The organism is Gilliamella sp. ESL0405 (genome assembly GCF_019469205.1).
GTDB lineage: Bacteria > Pseudomonadota > Gammaproteobacteria > Enterobacterales > Orbaceae > Gilliamella.
Genome location: NZ_CP048265.1, coordinates 2170786 through 2193448 on the forward strand (window position 1 = coordinate 2170786; position 22663 = coordinate 2193448).

Here is a 22663-nt window from a genome sequence, read left to right on the forward strand (position 1 = left end):
GTAGAGTTGTATGTTTTTGTGAGAGGCATCACAAAAAACAAGCAAACCTTGTCAAGAAGTTTCAGAAAATATATACGTTTAAGTAAAAAACAGAGGAATGTGCTGATAATAGATCTTTCTAATAAAAAATTTCATCAATAAGTTAATTAAATTGTTCGATAGTTTAGGTTTCCAGTAAATAGCGTATCGGTATAGCACGTACGCTTAAGCAAGATATGTCGCAATTAATAGGTTGGGCGCTAGAGCAAGCTTGATTGTTTTGATTGCGTAAAACACATTTCAAACAACAAGCAAATCTTGTCAAGAAGTTTCAGAAAATATAGACGTTTAAGTAAAAAACAGAGGAATGTGCTGATAATGGATCTTTTTAATAAAAAATTTTATCAATAAGTTAATTAAATTGTTCGATAGTTTAGGTTTTCAGTAAATAGCGTATCGGTATAGCGATACGCTAAAGCAAGTTTAATAAGTTAATGGTTAAAACTTTCTTGCACTATTTAACAGCTCGCCAAACATTTTCATATTCGTGACCGGTCAGATCTTCAACCACTTTTCGGGTTTCTTCAGTCACTTCCTGCTTTGCACCACCGTTTTTTAGTCTGTCGATCTCATGCACTAATATGGTATGAGTCTGTTTATTGAGTCTGAAGGTAAGGGCAAAGATTAGGGCGATCAATAATAATCCGCCTGTTCCACCTAAAAACAGTAAACCAATGGTGGTGATAGCTTGATCACTTTGTACAGCACTACCTTGAACAAATCCGCCATGCTGTAAAATCAGCCCGACAATAAAGGTTGCAATCGCCACGGTGGTTTTTCGGCCGAATGTCATTACAGCGGCATATAATCCTTCCCGTCGTTGTCGGGTTAATATTTCATCGACATCCGGAATAAATGGAAACACGTTCCAAGGGGTAAACTCAAGAACGGCTCGACCTGCTTGATAACAAACCGCAAACACATAAAGCAGTAATATTTTTGAGTCCGGGTTAAAGATATAAACCCCATAAAAACCGATGAGACAAATAATCATTGTCGAGTAAGAGAATGTATATAATTTACCCGGACCATATTTTACCATGGCAAAACCGGCAATTAAGGTAATGGGTAAGCCGATAATACTGAGCGAAAGCAGACTGGCGGCTAAAGATGAAGGGACTGCTAAACAATATACGCAAAAAAATACAAAGACAGTATTAAACACATCTTTTGCGGTAAATGAACAAAGATAAATCGCTAAATGGCGACGAAATGCTTTGATATTTAACGTTGAAAAGTATTGAGAAAATAGTTTTTTTAACAAATCCAATCTTTCTGCCCAGCTTTTTTTGACGGGAGCTTTATTCAATTGTGCTAACATTTCGGCGGTTGGCTCTCTTTCCCATGTCACTTTATATGAGATAAAGACGCATACGGCAAAAATAACCGCAAATAATAATCCATTGATAAAATAGGCATAGGCATTATTTTCACCCAAATAGTGAATCAATACCCCCGGAACAAATGTAGCTAAAAATGTACCGCAGGCAGATAAAAACATTCTGCCGGTAGATAATTTTGTTCGGTCATTATAATCTTTGGTCATCTCTGAAGGGAGTGTTTCCCACGGGATAAGTACAATTGCTGCTACAATTTCAAACACGAGATAGGCAGTAAGATAAAACCAAAAGTTCATGCCCACTATCCAAAGTAATGCATAAAGTAACATCAATGGCGAGCCAATTAATAAGAAAAACCGCCGACGTCCAAACTTTTGCCCCAATTTATATTGATAAAAGTGATCGGTAAAACTCCCCATAAATAAGCTAATTATTGCATCAACAATCCTTGCTATTGCCACAATCGATGCCGCTTGAAGTGGCGTTAATCCAACGAAGGTTGTGTAGAAAAACAGTAGCCATGCACCAATAATGGTAAATGCGCCCCCGCCCATGATATCTGTAAGACCATAACCAATTGCTATAGGAAGCGTTACTTTCCTATTTTTAATCATTTTAGTGTCCATTGTTAATTCCTTCCGTTTATCAAAAACATTGTGACTATTTATCTCTTCTCATCGCTTTGCTTGCTCTAGCCACTCAAAATGTAAAACCAGCTTGAGTATTTCCAGGCAATCGGTCAGGGTAAGCAATGCGGTAATCGCAAGCCAATTGACCAACAAAGTTATTTATCTAAAAAAGTTATCTAAAATTGAGTGAGAATATTGAACAGCACCACCAACACTTAAACGCTCTAACACTGTTCGCATGCGAACATATGGCATCGATAGTTTAGGAACAGTAAGTAGGGTGAAATGCGTTTGCGCAGTTGTTTGAGTATCAATAAAGCTCCGCTGTGAACGGTTGAGTCTGTTCGATCTGGCTATTTTGATTTTTTGAAAATCAGCCATAGGGGTTGTGTAACAATTAACGCTCCGATCAAAACCGCAATCTAACAGAAGTAAAGGTCGGTGGAATGGCAGACATGGTTTTTGATCTACTTGATTGTTTAATCGAAAAGTTTGATGAATAAAAGCCATAACCTACTCCTTTAACACCTTCACCATTTTCTTTAACTCAATATGAAATGAATAAACCGCCTCTATTTTTCAATCTGCGCTTTGGTTGATTCGTCAGAAAGATGAGTTAATTGTCAAATAATCCTGATTAATCAATTTAATATTTAGACAGCAGTTATTTGGGGATAAACGCAGGTAACTTAGCGATGCCAGAGTAGTCAAATCTTTCAGATGCGCTATCAGCGTTGATCCGTTTCATTTCAAACCGTTCGTGTCAATTTCAGCAATGACAAAATAACTACCTAGACACTACCATACAAGTAGAGTTGTATGTTTTTGTGAAAGCAATCACAAAAAAGACGCTAATCTTGTCAAAAACTTTCAGAAAACATAGGCGTTTAAGTAAAAAAACCATAAAACACGTATTTATTATTGGTCGTCTCTCTTTTTTTAGTGGCGTTATTTGTATAATGAAAGCTATCTGGTTAATTTTGGATTAAATAAAATTAATCATCGACAACGCGTTAATTTGCTATTTTCAACGGATAAAACTTTGATACTACTTATTGATAACTACGATTCTTTTACCTTTAATATTTATGATTACCTATGCCGAGCGGGTGCCAATGTTGGGGTTATCAAAAATGATGAAAAAACCATTGCACAGTTAAAACAGCTCGCGTTTTCTAAAATTGTTATTTCACCGGGACCGGGCGAGCCAAATAGTGCTGGCATCTCGCTGGCTGTAGTTGATGAGTTTGCCGGAAAATGCCCAATACTTGGGATCTGTTTAGGTCATCAAATCATTGCGCAATATTATGGTTATTCAATTATCAAAGCGCCGATGCCAATGCATGGCAAGATTGATACCATTGTCCATGATGAGCAAGGACTATTTAAAGGGCTTAAAAATCCATTGTCTGTGGTGCGCTATCATTCACTGATAGCGGATAATCAAGCACCCCCTCATCAGTCACCTTTAATGGTCACCGCCCAAAATAAGCAAGGGTTAATTATGGGATTGCGCCATAAAACACAGCCGATTGAATCGGTACAATTTCACCCCGAAGCGATCAAAACTGAGTTTGGTTTACAAATGATCCACAATTTTGTTAATGAGCAACCGTAATATGAAAATTTATATCGATTTTGAAGGCGAGCGTCGTTATTTTTGCGATCCGATCAAAATAGTTAAAACCGATAATCCCAACGCTATCAAACAACAGATTGATGAGATCGAAAAGTTTACCGATCAAGGTTATTATGCGGTTGGCTATCTGGCTTATGAAAGTGCGACAGGTTTTAATTTGGCGATGAAAACCAAATCCCCTTGTAAGCATGATGCCCCTCTTGTGCTATTTGGTATTTTTGACGGCTATAGTACCCAACAACCACCCTATTTTGATGACTATACCCCGCCTGCGTTTGACTTAGTCAGTGATACCAAGATTGATCAATATCAGCAAAAAATAGATTATATTCGACAGCAAATCGCCTCCGGCAATACTTATCAAACTAACTATACGATTAAATTAACTGCCCCGTTTAATGATAAACCTATTGATTATTATCATTTTTTGCAAAAAAATAACCATGCTGGTTATTGTGCTTATATCGAATTTGATAATTATTGTATTTTATCCATTTCGCCGGAGCTTTTTTTTAAGTTAGATAAGCAAACTATCACCACCAAACCGATGAAGGGAACAACCCCAAGAGGCATGAGTTATCAACACGATGAGCAACAATTAGCGCTGTTGATGTCAGATAAAAATCAAGCTGAAAATATGATGATAGTTGATTTACTGCGCAATGATTTAAGCCAAATTTCCAAGCCCGGTACCGTTCATGTACCTAAGCTGTTTACAGCCGAGAAATATCCAACGGTTTGGCAGCTAACCTCTACCGTTGAAGGCCAATTAAAGCCGCAGACCAATTTATATCAAATCTTTCAAGCGCTATTTCCTTGTGGCTCAATTACTGGCGCCCCCAAAACCAGCACCATGCAAATTATTGCTAATATTGAAAACTCAGCACGAGGTGTTTACTGTGGCACTATTGGGTATATTGAACCGTTAAAAAATAAAGCCATATTTAATATTCCTATTCGCACCTTAACCATACATGACGGGCAGTTACATTATGGCGTCGGCGGTGGGATCACCTGGGATTCAACATCACAAGATGAATATGACGAAGTTTTGGCTAAAAGCGCCATTTTAACTCGCACCGCTTGCACACCGGACGCGATTATCGAGTCATTATTGCTTGAAAACGGACAAATTTGGTTGCCGGATGAGCATTTAACCCGCTTAACTCAGTCTGCGCATTATTTCGACTTTAACTGTGATATTACCAATATCAACCAGCAACTGGCTCAGATTGCTAATAGTTATGCTCAAGGTCGCTATAAATTGCGCATCGAGCAACCTGCACAAGGCAATGCTTTGATCACTATCGATGCTATATCGGCGCCAATGCAGATCAATAAGCTGGTTTTTGCACCACAGTGTGTCAATAGCAATAATGTTTATCTTTATCACAAAACCAGCAATCGCCACCATTTCCCGACGTTAACAACAGGAAAAGAGTACATTAATTTCAACCAAAACGACGAAATAACCGAATTTGTCAATGGCAATATTGTTGTACTAATCAATCAACAATGGTTTACCCCTAAAATCAGTAGCGGGCTGTTGCCGGGTACTATGCGGCAATACTATTTAGACAACCAAAAAATATTGGAAAAAACCATTAGTAAAAACGAACTATTGCAAGCCGAAAAAATCGCCTTTATTAATAGTGTCAGAAAGTGGGTCGAGATTGATAACAGCGTGTTTGAAGAGTTTAAAAAAGCGTACCGATAACAATTGAATGGATATTGATTAGGTAGCACATTCCGTCAATCACTTGACGGAATGTTTAGAGCTAGTTTATTGTCTAATCGAATTAGCAAAATCGAACTCGATATCTTGCCAACCTCTTGATAGGGCTTTAACTAATGCATCATAACCATTTCTTGTTAGTGGAACATGGCGCTCAAAAGCTTTAGTATAAAGTCTATCTCTGCTATCACCCACTACCCAGCGACCTTTTATCACTGCATCACCGGTATAACTACCGTAAAAAGCATCAATATAGAGTTTTACTCTAAGTGTTGGCGTTGCGATAGCTTGATTTGATACCAAATAATTTGGCAACAATCGCATTAAGTCTTGTTCTAAACGATCGCGTAATTGTTGCGAAAGTGTTGATACCCATAAATGGTTATTGGCAGTAACATAATTTATGTCTCTTGTTTGCAAAACAATGCCCGGTTTATTGAGAAAATCAGCAACTTCAACTGACTCAATCCACATAAAGTTTTTCTTGGTTTGCATAGTTTGGGTAAGCACATTACTAATGTTACTGGAAAGTTGATAATAACTTTTACCAATCGATTTCGATGAACAGCCGGCTAATAACCCGGTTGTCGTTAAACATGCCGTGACAACTAACGTCTTGATAAATTTATTCATTGTTTATTCCTCTTGCTTTAGGTTCTTCGTCTTTTTTATTTGGGGCTGAAAAAATCAACGCATTACTTTTACTGTTAAGCGTCTTAAGTAACGGTGTTAATTCATCCATAACCTGTTGAGCTTTTTGTAAACTCTCTTTCATCTGGTTATTCAGTTCTGAACCCGGTTGCAATCCTTTCATGGTTTCATTTAAAGACCGTATTGTCTTTTGTAACTCTTTTGGCATATTTTGCATCTCTTTACTCGCCATAATTTTATTTAATGAATCCATTAAACGCTGGCTTGACGCTAAGGATTGATTAAACTCAGTCATGGTGTTATTGAGTGGTAAATTATTAAAATTATCCAATAGATGCAATATTTTAGCTTGTATTTGAGCAAATCCGGTCGACGTTGCTTCAATGGTATCATAACCATATTGATGCGCTAAATTTGGATCGTATTTATCTTTTAAGTCAGGATAAAAATCCAAATCAATATACAGCGCACCAGTGAACATGTTTGAGGTTTTCAATGAAGCTCTTAAACCATTTTTTTGCTCTTCAATAATCAAATTGGCAATGTCAATTTTATCATCGACTAATTCCGATAAACGATCCGGCTCTATTCTAATTAACACCGGCACTTTTTGATTTAAAATTGACGTGTTTTTCAACATATCCGGGGTATAAAACGGAACTTTGCTCACGGTACCAAGTCTTATACCATGATACTCAACGGATGTTCCTTCAGATAATCCCGAAATTGAATCATTAAGCATGATAAGAAACTCTTTATAATTGGTATATTGAGAATCTTGAATTGATTTTTTACCTTCATACAATTTATACACATCGTACTGCTTAGCCGGGTCGCCTAATTTTGCGCCGTCAGGTAAGTCAAAACTAATACCACCGGACATAAGGACATCTAAAGAAGGTAAATCAAGGCTGGCACCTTGAGAAGATAACGAGAAATTAACGCCCCCTTCTTTCCAAAATCTGACATTTTCGGTTACTAACGAGTCATAAGGTGTAGTGATAAAAACTTGATATTTCATTCTTCGATTTTCGACATCAAATTCAGAGGTTTCGACATTACCAACACGATAACCTTTAAACATCACCGAAGCACCACGAGGAACAACCCCATTTTGATCGCTCTCTAAAAATAATCGAATGCCTTTTATACTTGGGTCAGATAATGGCGGGTTATCAGATAGGATAAAAGGATTATTTTTGAAATTATGCGTATCATTGCCGGCGGCTAATTCAATATAGACGCCCGATAAAATAGTACCTAAGCCGGTCACACCATCGCGACCAATTTCGGGTTTAACCACCCAAAAGATAGAATCATTTTTTAACAAAGGTTCCATATCATTATAGATACGACCTTTGATGACAACTTGTTTAAAATCGTCAGACAGGGTAACTTCATCGACAATACCCACATCGACACTCCGATTTTTTATCACCGTTTTACCGGCCACAATGCCACTTGCATCTTTTGCCAGTAAAGTAAAAGAGGTGCCTCGGTCAGCAAAATGAGAATAGATAATCCAAAGCCCAACAATGGCTGTAACAATAGGAATAATCCATATTGCTGAAATGGCTCTAATTTTAATAATTTTTGCTGATTTACTTGTTGTTACCATATTGTTCCTATTATTTTATTTTTTTATCGGTGTGATCCCAAATTAAACGAGGATCAAACTTTTGCGATGCGATCATAGTAATAATGACCACCGTTGCAAAAAAAGTCACACCAATATCGGGATAAACGCCCATCATTTGTTGGCTTCTGACTAATGAGCAGACGACTGATACAACAAAAATGTCAATCATTGACCATTTACCAATAAATTCAACCGCATTATATAATTTCTTCATTTTTAGGCAATCGTGTTTATTTTTATGTTTCACTGCTAAAGCAAAATAACAAAGCCAGCTTAATGATATGATCTTTAAAATGGGAATCACCACACTGGCGGTAAAAATCACCAAAGCAACAGGGATATCGCCCGCTTGCCACATATATATCACCCCATCCATAATGGTCGATGAAGATGACGAGCCAAACACGACAGTTATCATAATCCCAAATACATTCGCCGGGATGTAAATAATTAAAGAGGTAACCAATAGCGCTATTGTCCACTGTATTTTGCTTCGCCCTCTTAGTTCACTCTTTTGTTTACATCTTGGGCATTTAGCATAATGCGCCGGCAAAATAGCCTGGCAACAGGTACAAAGTTTTAAATGTTGGCTAATACCGGTTTTGCCTGTCTTTAAGGTATCTGATGCAAAATTATTGGTAAGAATCTCATTCCAAATCGTTTCGGGCGTAAAAATAACCGTGGCTTTAATATAAAAAAAGACAAATAAACAAAACGCCCAAAAAGTCCCGGTTACACCGATATTGCCATAACTCATCAATTTAACAAAACTCACCAAAACACCAGTCAGAAAAATTTCCGGCATACACCAGTGTTGAAATTTTTCATAAACGATTAGAAAATCTCGTTTACGATACTTTGTTAAAGTTAACTTCGAGCAGAGTAAAATAATAATTAATAATTTTAATACAGGAAAAACTAATACGAAAAAAATAAACAGCGCTGAAATATAACTATATTTGTCTACATATAAGATCTGAGGAATGTCTAAAACACTCACGCCATTAAAATTACCGACTAATCGTATATCAATAAAGATAAAGCCGCAGGCGATAATAATCATAATTAAAGAACAAATTGCATACATGCTTGCTCGTAATTTCATCTGAATATTATTTTTGGCTAAGGTGGTATGACATCGCGGGCAAATGGCTTTGTGCCCCATACCAACATTTGTCAGTTCAATGACTAAATCACAATGCGAACATAAAGCATAATGTTGTTTATCAAAGACCATTATTTAATTTCATCTCTTAGATTGATATTTATATGTAAAGATATTTCAGAATAGTATAACGTTTATGTAGAAAACTGAATAATTAAATTTTATACAGCAATGAAGAGTGATCACCACTTTAATCGATTGTAAATGATTAAAACTTATTCACTCATCATATCAAATGGTGTTTTTTAAAGAAAGTGTTAACGGTAAAAATCGTCAAAATTGATTATTTTAGCTTGGTGATTATCGACCTTTTAGCTCATCCAATCTCAATACCAATAAAAGGTGACGGTTAAATGGCGTGTTGATAAATATTGTTACAATCACGGCCGTTCAAATTGTGGTAAAATGGTTCGATTTTCTACACGTAATATCCGTTAGCTTGTCAGATCACATATAGCCTGTCTCTCTATTAATCCCCTACTTTACCAATAAGCATTAACTAAATGATTAATGTGTATAAAAAAAGCTTGATACTGTATAACAATACAGTATAATATGCCTCATATCCTTACTCATTGGAATTTTATAATATGAATGAAAACAAACAACGTGCACTTTCAGCTGCATTAAGTCAAATCGAAAAACAATTTGGTAAAGGTTCAATTATGCGTTTAGGTGATACTCAAACGCTAGATGTTGATGCGGTTTCTACTGGCTCCTTAGGACTCGATATAGCACTAGGTATCGGTGGTTTGCCAATGGGTAGAATCGTTGAAATCTTTGGGCCAGAATCTTCCGGTAAAACAACACTAACCTTATCGGTTATTGCGCAAGCCCAAAAAGAAGGGAAAACATGTGCATTTATTGATGCTGAACATGCATTAGATCCAATTTATGCTGCTAAATTAGGCGTGCAAGTTGATGATCTATTAGTTTCACAACCTGATACTGGCGAACAAGCGCTAGAAATTTGTGATGCACTGGTTCGCTCTGGTGCTGTTGATGTCATTATTGTTGACTCCGTTGCTGCATTAACACCAAAAGCCGAAATCGAAGGCGAAATGGGTGACTCTCATATGGGCTTACAAGCAAGATTGATGTCTCAAGCATTACGAAAATTAACCGCCAATATTAAAAACGCCAACTGCTTAGTTGTTTTCATTAACCAAATTCGTATGAAAATCGGCGTTATGTTCGGTAATCCGGAAACAACAACGGGTGGTAATGCCCTAAAATTCTACGCCTCTGTGCGTTTAGATATCCGTCGTACCGGTGCTGTTAAAGAAGGCGAAGATGTGATTGGTAGTGATACCCGTGTCAAAGTCGTTAAAAATAAAGTGGCGGCGCCATTTAGACAAGCTGAATTCCAAATTCTTTATGGTTGTGGTATCTCCAAAGAAGGCGAATTAATTGATTTAGGTGTTAAACATAAATTAGTGGATAAAGCTGGTGCTTGGTACAGCTATAACGGTGAAAAAGTTGGTCAAGGTAAAGCTAATTCCATTAAGTTTTTACAAGAACACCCTGAAGTTGCTAACGAACTAGAAGCCAAACTTCGTGACTTATTACTCAACAGCCCAGCGGTATTTTCTGCTGACGACCAAGAGACAATAACCGAGGAAGAAAGCTTTTAATAATGGACCAAAAGCTCGATAAATCAATTTTAAATAAAGCTGTGCAATTACTTGCACAGCGTGATCACTCATCCTACGAATTAACCCAAAAACTCGTCTTGTTTTTTTCCCGAAAATTAAATCGTGATGATGAAGATTATCCGGAACTTAAACAGCAATTAAAACAAGAGATTAGCCACACAATTGAATATTGCATTTGTCAAAATTGGATAAATGATACACAATATATCGAAAAATACATTACCATGCGCGCTAACAAAGGTTATGGCAGACAAAAAATCGCAGTTGAGTTAAAACAACGTGGTTTACCAGAACAGGTAAGCCGTCAGCTTTTGAATGCATCGGATATTGATTGGGCAGCGCTGGCTTATCAACAATTACAGAAAAAGTTTAAACAAATCGATCTTAAAAATAATCTGCAAAAACAAAAAAGTATTCAGTTTTTAATTTACCGTGGTTATACACAAAGTGATGTAAAAACTATGTATACTTTATTGACTTAAATAAGTATAGTCCCTACAATACAACACATAAAACTAAGCCGTACCCATTACGAATAAAGCTCGCTAGATCATTTAATTTTATTCCTTATTTACTTATAAAAGTAACTAGATCAACCGCTGTAATAAGAATATTTACTTTTCAACTTAAGTTGTAACGGGTATATTACTATGTTTAAAAATTTATCGTTTAATATGGAAGCATAAATGAAAAGTACTGCAGAAATTCGTCAAAGTTTTCTTGACTTTTTCCATAGCAAAGGACACGAAATTGTCGCAAGTAGTTCCCTTGTTCCACACAATGATCCAACTCTTTTATTTACAAATGCGGGAATGAATCAATTTAAAGATGTTTTTCTCGGTATTGATAAACGCCCTTATACCAGAGCAACGACATCACAACGTTGTGTTCGTGCAGGCGGTAAACATAATGATTTAGATAACGTTGGTTATACAGCTCGTCACCATACATTTTTTGAAATGCTTGGAAATTTTAGTTTCGGTGACTATTTTAAACGTGACGCAATCCATTTCGCCTGGGAATTATTAACCAGCAAACAGTGGTTTAATTTACCGAAAGAAAAACTAACCGTCACTGTTTATGCTACCGATGATGAAGCTTACGATATCTGGCAAAATGAGATTGGTGTACCACAAGAGCGCATAATTCGCATCGGCGATAACAAAGGTGCGCCGTATGCATCAGATAACTTCTGGCAAATGGGTGATACCGGCCCTTGTGGTCCTTGTACTGAAATTTTCTATGACCATGGCGATCATATTTATGGTGGTCCACCGGGTAGTGCCGATGAAGACGGTGACAGATTTATCGAGATTTGGAATCTGGTGTTTATGCAATTCAATCGCTTACCAGATGGCACCATGGAGCCACTACCTAAACCGTCGGTTGATACCGGCATGGGCTTAGAACGTATAGCCGCCGTTTTACAGCATGTCAATTCTAATTACGATATTGACCTGTTTAAAAAGTTAATTAAAGATGCTGCTGAAATTATTCAGACCAACGACTTAGAAAGTAAATCATTACGTGTTATTGCCGACCATATTCGCTCTTGCGCGTTTTTAGTATCTGACGGTGTGGTGCCGTCTAATGAAGGTCGTGGTTACGTTTTACGTCGCATTATTCGCCGAGCAGTACGCCACGGGCATATGCTAGGTGCTAAAGATATATTCTTCTATAAATTAGTGAAATCACTAATTGAAGTTATGGGTAGTGCTGCGGTTGAGTTAGCCAAAAACCAAAAATTGGTTGAAGACACCCTTAAAATTGAAGAAGAACAGTTCTTAAAAACGCTTGAACGCGGTTTATTGATGTTAGATCAAGAACTAGGTAAAATTTCAGATTCTGTCTTACCTGGCGATGTGGCGTTTAAACTTTATGATACTTATGGATTCCCATTAGATTTAACGGCTGATGTTTGTCGAGAAAAAAATATCACTATCGATGAAGACGGATTTAATCGATGCATGGAAGAGCAACGTAAACGTGCTCGTGAATCAAGTTCTTTTAGTGTTGATTATAGTAACGTCATTAAGCTCGACGACCAAACAGAGTTTTTAGGTTACCAAGCCACAGAAGCATCCGGCAAAGTGATCGCAATTTTCCAAAATGGCCAAAAAGTTCAAAGTATTGATAGCGGCGAACAAGCCATTGTTGTTTTAGACAAAACGCCATTTTATGGCGAATCAGGCGGCCAAGTGGGTGATAAAGGCTTACTAACGGCTGCAAACCTTGAGTTTAAAGTTACCGACAGTCAAAAATATGGTAAAAGCATTGGCCATATAGGTAAGATCGTTAAAGGATCTTTAAAAGTTGGTGATATAGTGACTGCAGCTATTGATATTGAAATACGTGATCGTATTCGTCGTAATCATTCAGCAACACATTTACTGCAAGCAGCACTACAACAAATTTTAGGTAATCATGTTCATCAGAAAGGTTCATTAGTTAATGACAGCTATCTGCGTTTTGACTTTTCACATAATCAAGCCATTACGCCGGAGCAGATCACTGAAATTGAAAACCTTGTCAATCAACAAATACGTCGTAATTTGATAGTAGATATTGAATTAATGCCAATTCAAGATGCTAAAGATAGAGGTGCTATGGCGCTATTTGGTGAGAAGTATGAGGATATAGTTAGGGTTCTGACAATGGGTGATTTCTCAATTGAACTTTGTGGAGGAACACACGTAGATAGAACTGGAGATATAGGATTATTTAAAATAACTTCTGAATCAAGCATTGCATCAGGAGTACGTCGTATTGAGGCTACAACCGGTCAAAATGCGATGGATTATATTCACCATGAATCTCATTTGTTAACGCAAATTGGACAATTGGTAAAAAGTGATAAAGCAGCCTTATTATCACGAATTGAGCAAATGCTCGAACAAACAAAACTGTTAGAAAAAACCATTGAACAGTTAAAAGCACAAAAAGCTAGCCAACAAAGTGCGCAATTACTGGATCAATGCATAACAGTTAATAATAAAAATATACTAATTGCTAAACTTGATAACGTCGAAGCTAAATTATTACGCTCAATGATTGATGATCTTAAAAATCAATTAAAAACCGGTGTTATTATTTTAGCGGCTGTTAACGACGGTAAAATCAATTTAGCGGCTGGTGTTACCAATGACTTAATCGGTATTGTTAAAGCTGGCGAATTAGTTTCTCAATTAGCATTAAAAGTAGGTGGTAAGGGCGGTGGGCGGCCTGATTTCGCCCAAGCAGGTGGAATGGATCTTTCGGCGTTACCAGAAGCGTTATCTTCTGTAAAAAAGGAAATCAGTAATAAATTACAAGCAAGTTAGCCAGATATACTTAAGTGATTGTTAATTAAACATTGGGTATATTCTGTAAAATTCCGTCTTTCTGTCTTATTGATGGAAGGCTGACGAAGCTATATCTTAAAATTGTTTGGATATATACTTAACTGATATTAGGAGATCTAATGTTAATTTTAACTAGGAGAGTAGGTGAAACACTTATCATTGGTGACGATGTTGTTATTACCATTTTAGGCGTGAAGGGTAATCAGGTCAGAATTGGTATTAACGCACCTAAAGAAGTTTCTATTCATAGAGAAGAAATCTACAATAGAATTCATCAATCGCAAGACAAAAATGATGAATCTACTGAGCCCAAAGAGTAATATTGGGCAGGAAATAAACAACTAGCGCGCATAAGCGAAAAAATGTTTGACTTATTTTTTCTAGAACGTAATATGTGCGCCACACATTATGATTTTGTTCAAACATAATCGTAGTTGTTTTGGTGAGATGGCCGAGAGGCTGAAGGCGCTCCCCTGCTAAGGGAGTATGCGGTCAAAAGCTGCATCGAGGGTTCGAATCCCTCTCTCACCGCCATTTTTAAAAAATTAAAATATGCATCCGTAGCTCAGCTGGATAGAGTACCCGGCTACGAACCGGGCGGTCAGGGGTTCGAATCCCTTCGGATGCACCATTTTAAAAAATTCAAAACGCATCCGTAGCTCAGCTGGATAGAGTACCCGGCTACGAACCGGGCGGTCAGGGGTTCGAATCCCTTCGGATGCACCATTTTTTTACGAACTTGCACGCATCCGTAGCTCAGCTGGATAGAGCACTCGGCTTCGAACCGAGCGGTCAGGGGTTCGAATCCCTTCGGGTGCGCCATTTAAGCATCCTAAAAATCTTCTTCGATTTATAATGCCAATTAAACGTTATATTGAATATCATAAAAGGTTATACTCATTAACAATGCTATTTACTTTTTATAGCTTATTAGGACTACAAACTATTTTAAAAATGTTGAATGCTATAAATCACTATACAAAGCTTTTTATGTTTCCCCTTAAATATTACCCTACCCGCTCTTAAAAAGCTTCGTACAAGCTTAAATTTTAAATTGGCAATAATAAAATTAAAGTACATCGACTTAAAAAAATAAAGTTATAAAAAGAACATCAAGGACAAACGAAAATAATTATTTAAAAGCTTTGTTTATACTTTCAATGATGAAATTAAAGAATTAAATATTGAGAAGCCAATATATTGAATATTTGATATGAAATGCATTTATCACTGAAACTGTTGGGTATTTATTAGAATACAATCTTGTATTTATAATAAACTGACGTTGTCAGCTTTTAATTCACCGTAACTTTATTCTTTATGCATGAGAAGAAATAACTGAAAGCATTACACTGCCTATTGCCAGAATGAACAAAAACCAAAATACAAGGGTAATGACTCCACAAACTATTCCTACCGTTGCAAAACCGGAACCCCTTTTATTACTAGCTTTTATATCACTCTTAGCAACTGCACTTAATACTATAGCTATAACAGCTAATATAATGCTTATATGACCGAGAGGAATTAGTGATATAATTCCACAAGTCATCCCAGCTATAGCTAAACCACTTATTACTTGATAGTGTCGTTGATTCACTTATCTTTTGCTCCGTAAAGGTTTCGAAAAGTAAGACAAAATGTGACTAAGTATATTATTATCGGTTTAGCAGATCAATTCAAGATAGATTCCACTTTACCAATGCAAATGATAATAATTTATTTTTTCCATTAAATATTTTTATAAGATTTGGATCAGCAAAAGTATACATATAACATTAAATAAATGGGTTAAAAGTTGATTTACACTTTGAAATACAGAAAAATAGACTTCAACTACAGAATGTAGCATTGGTATTATAAATTTTACTAAAAAATGATTGTTAATAACTTGTATTTGTTTTTTCTTTTATGAATAATAGTCAAGATAAAATATTCAGCAGTATAAGTAAGAAAAAATAGTTTTATAAAAATTATTTTTATCCAATTGAACTACATAGATTGACGAACATCAGTTAGATTTTTTTGGGTGTACCGCTTCGGTTGAATCCCGATATAAATCGAGTATACTAAGCTCACATTTTAAATATTTATATTTAGTCTGCTTTTTTTATTTTAAATATACTCGTTGCTATAATAAAATAACCATTAAAGTAGATAGATACCTTTAATTAATCATAATGGACTTTTTTTATGTTGGACCCAAATTTACTTCGAAATGAATTGGATCTTGTCGCTAAAAAATTAGCACGTCGTGGATTTAAGTTAGATGTTGATACCCTAGGTCAACTAGAAGAGAAACGCAAAGTATTACAAGTTGAAACTGAAAGCTTACAAGCAGAGCGTAATGCTCGTTCTAAAGCTATTGGTGAAGCTAAAGCACGTGGCGAGGATATTACCGCCGTACGTGAAGAAGTGAATAAACTCGGCGATAAACTCAATACCGCTAAAGCAGAGCTTGAAATCCTGCTTAACCAAATCAAAGATATTGCCGCAAACATACCAAATATCCCTGATGATTCTGTGCCGGACGGTAAAGACGAAAATGATAACGTTGAGATCTCACGTTTTGGTACGCCAAGAACTTTCGACTTTCCTGTTCAAGACCATGTCGCATTAGGCGAGCGTTTTGGCGGTCTCGACTTTGCAGCAGGGGTTAAGCTTACCGGCGCACGCTTTGTTGTAATGCGTTCGCAAATTGCCCGTTTACATCGTGCGATTACACAGTTCATGTTAGATCTGCACACTGAGCAACATGGCTACGCTGAAATCTATGTACCTTACCTTGTTAACAAAGCAACCCTATTTGGTACTGGTCAATTACCGAAATTTGCCGGTGATCTGTTCCATACGAAACCTTTAGATGAAGAGGCCGATAGCAGTAATTATGCATTAATTCCGACCGCAGAAGTGCCGGTAACTAACTTAGTGCGTGATGAGATACTTGATGAAAGCCAGCTTCCGATGAAAATGACTGCTCATACACCTTGTTTCCGTTCTGAAGCAGGCTCTTATGGCAAAGATACCCGTGGCTTAATTCGTATGCATCAGTTTGATAAAGTCGAACTTGTGCAAATTGTTAAACCGGAAGAATCAATGAAAGCTTTAGAAGAGCTGACAGCGCATGCGGAAAAGGTTTTACAGCTACTTGAATTGCCATACCGTAAAATCGTATTGTGTACTGGCGATATGGGCTTTGGTTCATGCAAAACTTACGATCTTGAAGTTTGGGTACCGGCTCAAAACACTTATCGAGAAATCTCGTCTTGTTCTAATATGTGGGATTTCCAAGCTCGCCGAATGCAAGCTCGATATCGTAATAAAGCGGATAACAAAACCTATTTAGTCCATACCTTAAATGGCTCTGGATTAGCTGTTGGGCGTACCTTAGTGGCAATCATGGAAAACTACCAACAAGCAGACGGAAGCATTAAAGTTCCTTCTGTTTTAGTGCCATATATGAATGGTGTTGAAGTGATAGGTTAACCCTGTTATTTACTAAAAGTTTGCTTACTTCATTTTAGCGCTATTAATTAGCGCTATTTTTTTATGAAAGGTGAAAAAATGATTAAAGGTGTTGTTCTTTCAATACTCGCATCATGCCTTTTTGGCTTACTTTACTACTATCCGGTTTTGCTACAGCCTCTTCCTGTGGTTGACATCTTTTGCTGGCGTTTATTAACCTCGTTTCCAGCCATAGTAGTGTTAGTCTTTATTGAACACCAGTGGCCTGCAATTGGAGCTCTATTTAAGCGTATTAGAGAGCAACCGATGATTTTAGTCGGATTGATCTTTTCCTCCCTATTGTTAACTATTCAGATGTTAATTTTCATTTGGGCACCGCTTAATGGGCATGGATTATCGGCTTCTTTAGGCTATTTCTTATTACCATTAACCATGGTGATTTCAGGTCAGATTTTTTACCAGGAAAAACTCAGCTTTTTGCAAAAAATTGCCGTTTGCCTTGCTGCTATCGGCGTAGCCGTTGAAATCTATACCACAGGCGCATTTTCGTGGGAAACAGCAGTGGTTGCATTGGGTTACCCCATTTACTTTATTACACGCCGTAAATTGCAAATAGAGGGGATTTGTGGCACCTTTTCCGACTTCTTTTTTATATTTATTGGCTGCGTGATTTATTTCGCCTTTAATTACCCATTTAGCCAGAGTGTGAGAGATATTACGCACTTTCATATTTTTATCCCAATGCTGGGGATCATTACTGCTATCGCTTTTGCTATGTACTTTTTAGCAAGACGACTATTACCTTTGGGATTATTTGGTTTGCTTGGATATGTTGAACCCGTTTTATTAACGCTTGTGTCAGTCCTATTTTTGCATGAATCGATCTCGACACAACATATTATCTCTTACAGCTTTATTTGGTTGTCAGTATGTGTACTTGCGCTGGAGGGAACGATTTTTGTTTTGCGGGCAATAAAGCGTAAAAGAATTAAATAAAAAAGGACAGTAACTAAAAAGGTACCCTAGCTGGTACCTTTTTTATTATCATGTTATTTACTAAATGTAACCGATTGACCATAACTTTCTATGATCTGTTGTATTCTGTCTAAGGTTTCTCGTGGTGGCGCCTCTACCCCTTGTAACTGATATTTATCCCCTATTGTATCCCATTTGTAAGCGCCCATTTTATGATAGGGTAATAACTCTACTCGCTCAATATTCTCCATACCTTGAATAAATTGCCCTAAAAGATGTGCTGAATTATCATCATCAGTCCACCCCGGAACGACCACATATCGTATCCATGTTCGCTTATTAATTTTTTGTAGATATTTGGCAAACTCAAGCACACGTTTATTAGGTACGCCAACTAGTTTCTGATGTATTTCATCATTGATTTGTTTAAGATCTAACATGACTAAGTCTGTCACTTCCATAAGTGCTTCAACTGTGTGATCTAACTGTCTTGCATAACCATTGGTATCTAAACATGTATGAATACCTTCTTGATGACAAGCTTTAAACCATTCAGTAATAAACTCAGATTGTAGTGTCGCTTCGCCACCAGAAGCGGTTACGCCCCCGCCATTAGGCATAATAAAACTTTTGTAAGTAACGATCTCTTTCATCAGTTCGTCAACAGTGACTTCACGGCCAGCTTTTAAATCCCAGGTATCTCGGTTGTGGCAGTACAAGCAACGCATCAAGCAACCCTGAAAAAAAACAATGAAACGTATACCCGGCCCATCTACAGTACCAAATGACTCATAGGAGTGGATGCGACCTTTGATTGGTTGCTTTGTTGTCATAATAATATTTTGTTCCATAAAAGTTCTCTAGTAATTGCTCATATTACTTTTTTTTATCATTTTAGGTATTTTAACTCATATGATACTTTCTTACACCAATTGTATTAATCGGATAATCGCTTATTAAAACCAATGATGAAAATAACGCTCAATATCGGTTAAAAAACACTATTTTTTTATAGCGTTTTTATGGTGTTTGCAAAGCTTAAGCTTATGCTGATAAAAAAATAGCGCCTTAATGAGGCGCTATTTCAAGTCAGTATCAGTTAACTAAATTACATTGACTGAGTAAAAGTACGTGTAATAACGTCTTTTTGTTGTTCTTTAGTTAATGAGTTAAAACGTACTGCGTATCCAGAAACACGAATAGTTAATTGTGGATATTTTTCAGGATGTTCCATTGCATCTAATAATGTTTCACGGTTTAAAACGTTAACATTTAAGTGCTGACCACCTTCAACAGTTGCTTCGTGGTGGAAGTAACCATCCATTAAACCAGCTAAGTTACGTTTACGTGCACTATCATCTTTACCTAACGCATTTGGTACGATAGAGAAAGTATAAGAAATACCGTCTTTAGCATAAGCAAATGGTAGTTTAGCAACAGATGTTAATGAAGCAACCGCACCTTTTTGGTCACGTCCGTGCATTGGGTTAGCACCAGGTCCAAATGGTGCGCCAGCACGACGACCGTCTGGAGTGTTACCAGTTTTCTTACCATAAACAACGTTTGAAGTAATGGTTAAAACAGATTGTGTAGGAATTGCATTACGATAAGTTTTAAGTTTTTGAATTTTCTTCATGAAACGTTCAACTAAATCAACTGCGATATCATCTACACGTGGATCGTTGTTACCGAATTGTGGGTATTCACCTTCGATTTCAAAATCTACAGCTAAACCGTCTTCATCACGAATCGTTTTCACTTTTGCATATTTAATAGCAGATAATGAGTCAGCAGCAACCGATAGACCAGCAATACCACATGCCATTGTACGAATAACGTCACGATCGTGTAGTGCCATTAATGATGCTTCGTAGCTGTATTTATCATGCATATAGTGAATTGCATTTAGTGCAGTTACGTATTGTTTTGCTAACCAATCCATAAAGTGATCTAAACGAGCAAATACTTTGTCAAAATCAAGGTATTCGTCAGTGATTGGATCTTCTTTTGGTCCAACTTGCATTTTAAGTTTTTCATCCACACCGCCATTGATTGCGTATAGAAGAGTTTTAGCAAGGTTGGCACGTGCACCGAAGAATTGCATTTGTTTACCAACAATCATCGGGCTTACACAACATGCGATTGCATAGTCATCGTTATTGAAGTCAGGACGCATTAAATCATCATTTTCATATTGTAATGATGAGGTATCAATAGATACTTTAGATGCGAACTCTTTGAATCCACTTGGTAACTGTTCTGACCAAAGAATAGTCATGTTAGGCTCAGGTGAAGGACCCATTGTATATAGTGTATTTAAGAAACGGAATGAAGTTTTAGTAACTAAAGTACGTCCGTCAACACCCATACCTGCGATTGATTCAGTTGCCCAAATTGGGTCACCAGAGAATAATTCATCATATTCAGGCGTACGTAAGAAACGAACCATACGTAATTTCATAACGAAATGGTCAACAATTTCTTGAGCGTCTTGTTCAGTAATTAAGCCTGCTTCAAGGTCACGTTGGAAGTAGATATCAAAGAATGTAGAAGTACGACCAAGAGACATTGCCGCACCGTTTTGAGATTTAACTGCCGCTAAGTAACCGAAGTATGTCCATTGCACCGCTTCTTGAGCTGTTTTAGCTGGTCCAGAGATGTCGTAGCCATATTTAGCTGCCATTTCTTTGATTTGACCAAGAGCACGATGTTGTTCAGCGATTTCTTCACGACGTTGCATAGTCATAGCTAAGTCAACACCATTTTCGAAATCAGCTTGTAATGAGTTGAATTGTGCAAATTTATCTTGCATTAAAAAGTCGATACCGTAAAGCGCAACACGACGGTAGTCACCAATGATACGACCACGACCATAAGCATCAGGAAGACCAGTAATAACACCTGATTTACGACAACGAAGGATATCCGGAGTATAGATGTCAAACACACCTTGGTTATGTGTTTTACGATAGTCAGTAAAGATTTTTTTGACTAATGGATCAAGCGTTCTGTTGTATGCTTTACAAGAATTCTCGATCATTTTGATTCCACCAAACGGGATAATCGCACGTTTTAATGGTTTTTCAGTTTGTAAGCCAACAATCTTTTCTAAATCTTTTTCAATGTAACCTGCATCATGAGCAGTAATTGTCGAAATAACACTTGTATCAAAATCCACAGGAGCATGGGTAGCATTTTCAACTTTAATGCCTTCCATTACCTTAGCCCATAACTTAGTTGTCGCATCCGTTGCGCCCGCTAAGAAAGACTCATCACCTTCATATGGCGTGTAGTTCTTTTGAATGAAATCGCGGACATTAACATTATTTTGCCAATCACCATCTTTAAATCCTTTCCAAGCAGTTGCTTGTACTTCGTTTAAATTACTCATAGTTTTTCACCTCAGGTTTACAAAAATATCTATCTACTCATACATAAGGGCAGATATTATAAAATCAATGTGGCTTACGTAAATATAAAGCCCAATAAGGTAGCGCTACTGCTAAACCACCCAAAATATTCCCGATTGTCACAGGAATTAAATTATTCAATATAAAATGCTCAACTGTTAATTCTTTAAACGCATCGGGTGAAACGCCAACTGCCGTCCAAAACTCAGGAGAAGCAAAATTATTAATCACAATACCCATAGGGATCATAAACATATTGGCAATACTATGTTCAAAACCACTTGCAACAAACATCGCCACCGGTAATACCATGATTAACATCTTATCTAATAAACTGCGACCAGCATAGCTCATCCAAGCCGCTAAACACACCATTAAATTAGCAAGTAAGCCCAGAAATACGGCTTCAACAAATGTGTGATGTAATTTATGATCAGCGGTCTGTAGTACATTCAAACCCCACAATCCGTTAGCTACCATATACTGTCCGGAAAACCAGATAACTGCAACAAACAGTATAGCACCAATAAAGTTACCAATATACACAAAAATCCAATTGCGTATCATTTTAAACCAACTGACTTTGTGCGTCATTCTCGGCAAAATTGTCAGTACGGTAGAAGTAAAAAGATCAGCGCCACAACAAACAACAAGCATCAGTCCTAACGAGAAACAGATACCACCAACCAATTTGGCTAAACCAAAAGCAACGGTTGCCGTTCCGGTTGTAACAGTGATATAAAAAACAAAAGCGATTGAAATGAAAACACCGGCAATGATGGCTGAAAGAATTGTGCTACTAGGGTGTTTATTTACTTTGTAATTGCCAATCTCTTCGGCAATTTGGGTCATTTGTGCGGGAGATAACGAGTCCACAAGCTTATCATTACTCAAGTTGACATCCTCAAAAAAACTAGGGTTTTATGAGACGCATAGTATACTCAAAATTTGAAGCAGATCACGTTTTTTTTGTTAAAAAA

General features: G+C 37.0%; 17 protein-coding genes and 4 tRNA genes. 12 read left to right on the forward strand and 9 right to left on the reverse strand.

What is annotated here, in order from left to right; all coding sequences use genetic code 11:
• Positions 1–493 precede the first annotated feature (493 nt).
• Positions 494–2005, reverse strand: a complete 1512-nt coding sequence (locus GYM74_RS09430; protein ID WP_220217970.1) for an MFS transporter — start codon at positions 2003–2005, stop codon at positions 494–496.
• Between the two features lie 162 nt (positions 2006–2167).
• The gene (locus GYM74_RS09435) at positions 2168–2518 is read right to left on the reverse strand and encodes a hypothetical protein (RefSeq protein WP_220217971.1); all 351 of its coding nucleotides are present in this window, start codon (positions 2516–2518) and stop codon (positions 2168–2170) included.
• Positions 2519–3050: 532 nt separating this feature from the next.
• On the opposite strand from GYM74_RS09435, the gene GYM74_RS09440 reads away from it, so the two are divergent.
• Together GYM74_RS09440 and pabB are read left to right on the forward strand one after the other, a co-directional pair.
• Positions 3051–3626: an aminodeoxychorismate/anthranilate synthase component II gene (locus tag GYM74_RS09440; protein ID WP_220217972.1), complete on the forward strand. Its 576-nt coding sequence runs from the start codon at positions 3051–3053 to the stop codon at positions 3624–3626.
• A 1-nt stretch (position 3627) separates the two neighbouring features.
• Positions 3628–5364 carry an aminodeoxychorismate synthase component I gene (pabB, locus tag GYM74_RS09445; RefSeq protein ID WP_220217973.1) on the forward strand — a complete coding sequence of 579 codons (1737 nt, stop codon included), beginning with the start codon at positions 3628–3630 and terminating at the stop codon, positions 5362–5364.
• A 66-nt stretch (positions 5365–5430) separates the two neighbouring features.
• Here the strand turns inward: pabB and GYM74_RS09450 are convergent, their stop codons facing one another.
• From GYM74_RS09450 to GYM74_RS09460, 3 genes are read right to left on the reverse strand one after another with little or no spacing between them, the layout of a single operon-like run.
• Positions 5431–6015: a membrane integrity-associated transporter subunit PqiC gene (locus GYM74_RS09450; RefSeq protein ID WP_220217974.1), complete on the reverse strand. Its 585-nt coding sequence runs from the start codon at positions 6013–6015 to the stop codon at positions 5431–5433.
• The gene (gene pqiB / locus GYM74_RS09455; RefSeq protein ID WP_220217975.1) at positions 6008–7651 is read right to left on the reverse strand and encodes an intermembrane transport protein PqiB; all 1644 of its coding nucleotides are present in this window, start codon (positions 7649–7651) and stop codon (positions 6008–6010) included. Before pqiB ends, GYM74_RS09450 begins: the two co-directional genes overlap by 8 nt.
• A gap of 10 nt (positions 7652–7661) precedes the next feature.
• Entirely contained in the window at positions 7662–8909 is a 1248-nt protein-coding gene (locus GYM74_RS09460; protein ID WP_220217976.1) for a PqiA/YebS family transporter subunit, read from the reverse strand.
• A gap of 518 nt (positions 8910–9427) precedes the next feature.
• Between GYM74_RS09460 and recA the strand changes: the two genes are divergently transcribed.
• From recA to GYM74_RS09500, 8 genes are all read left to right on the forward strand, one after another.
• Complete coding sequence (recA, locus tag GYM74_RS09465) at positions 9428–10471, forward strand: recombinase RecA (protein ID WP_220217977.1); 1044 nt, start codon at positions 9428–9430, stop codon at positions 10469–10471.
• A gap of 2 nt (positions 10472–10473) precedes the next feature.
• Positions 10474–10974, forward strand: a complete 501-nt coding sequence (locus tag GYM74_RS09470; RefSeq protein WP_220217978.1) for a regulatory protein RecX — start codon at positions 10474–10476, stop codon at positions 10972–10974.
• Between the two features lie 204 nt (positions 10975–11178).
• Positions 11179–13812, forward strand: coding sequence for an alanine--tRNA ligase (gene alaS / locus GYM74_RS09475; RefSeq protein ID WP_220217979.1), 2634 nt, complete (start codon positions 11179–11181; stop codon positions 13810–13812).
• A 140-nt stretch (positions 13813–13952) separates the two neighbouring features.
• On the forward strand, positions 13953–14153 hold the full coding sequence (gene csrA, locus GYM74_RS09480) for a carbon storage regulator CsrA (RefSeq protein ID WP_220217980.1): 201 nt from the start codon (positions 13953–13955) through the stop codon (positions 14151–14153).
• A gap of 121 nt (positions 14154–14274) precedes the next feature.
• A tRNA-Ser gene (locus tag GYM74_RS09485) sits at positions 14275–14367 on the forward strand.
• Between the two features lie 20 nt (positions 14368–14387).
• Positions 14388–14464: transfer RNA gene (locus GYM74_RS09490), tRNA-Arg, on the forward strand.
• Between the two features lie 18 nt (positions 14465–14482).
• A tRNA-Arg gene (locus GYM74_RS09495) sits at positions 14483–14559 on the forward strand.
• Between the two features lie 19 nt (positions 14560–14578).
• Positions 14579–14655, forward strand: a tRNA-Arg gene (locus tag GYM74_RS09500).
• A gap of 496 nt (positions 14656–15151) precedes the next feature.
• Here GYM74_RS09500 and GYM74_RS09505 read toward each other — a convergent pair.
• Positions 15152–15433: a DUF4190 domain-containing protein gene (locus GYM74_RS09505; protein WP_220217981.1), complete on the reverse strand. Its 282-nt coding sequence runs from the start codon at positions 15431–15433 to the stop codon at positions 15152–15154.
• Between the two features lie 593 nt (positions 15434–16026).
• Between GYM74_RS09505 and serS the strand changes: the two genes are divergently transcribed.
• The gene (gene serS / locus GYM74_RS09510; RefSeq protein WP_220217982.1) at positions 16027–17319 is read left to right on the forward strand and encodes a serine--tRNA ligase; all 1293 of its coding nucleotides are present in this window, start codon (positions 16027–16029) and stop codon (positions 17317–17319) included.
• A 78-nt stretch (positions 17320–17397) separates the two neighbouring features.
• On the forward strand, positions 17398–18294 hold the full coding sequence (gene rarD / locus GYM74_RS09515; RefSeq protein WP_220217983.1) for an EamA family transporter RarD: 897 nt from the start codon (positions 17398–17400) through the stop codon (positions 18292–18294).
• A gap of 53 nt (positions 18295–18347) precedes the next feature.
• Here the strand turns inward: rarD and pflA are convergent, their stop codons facing one another.
• The 3 genes from pflA to focA form a co-directional block, all read right to left on the reverse strand.
• Positions 18348–19124 (reverse strand): pyruvate formate lyase 1-activating protein, encoded by a 777-nt coding sequence (gene pflA / locus GYM74_RS09520; protein WP_220217984.1) that lies wholly within the window; start codon positions 19122–19124, stop codon positions 18348–18350.
• Positions 19125–19381: 257 nt separating this feature from the next.
• Positions 19382–21664 (reverse strand): formate C-acetyltransferase, encoded by a 2283-nt coding sequence (gene pflB, locus GYM74_RS09525; RefSeq protein ID WP_220217985.1) that lies wholly within the window; start codon positions 21662–21664, stop codon positions 19382–19384.
• Between the two features lie 64 nt (positions 21665–21728).
• Positions 21729–22577 (reverse strand): formate transporter FocA, encoded by an 849-nt coding sequence (gene focA / locus GYM74_RS09530; RefSeq protein ID WP_220217986.1) that lies wholly within the window; start codon positions 22575–22577, stop codon positions 21729–21731.
• Between the last annotated feature and the right edge of the window lie 86 nt (positions 22578–22663).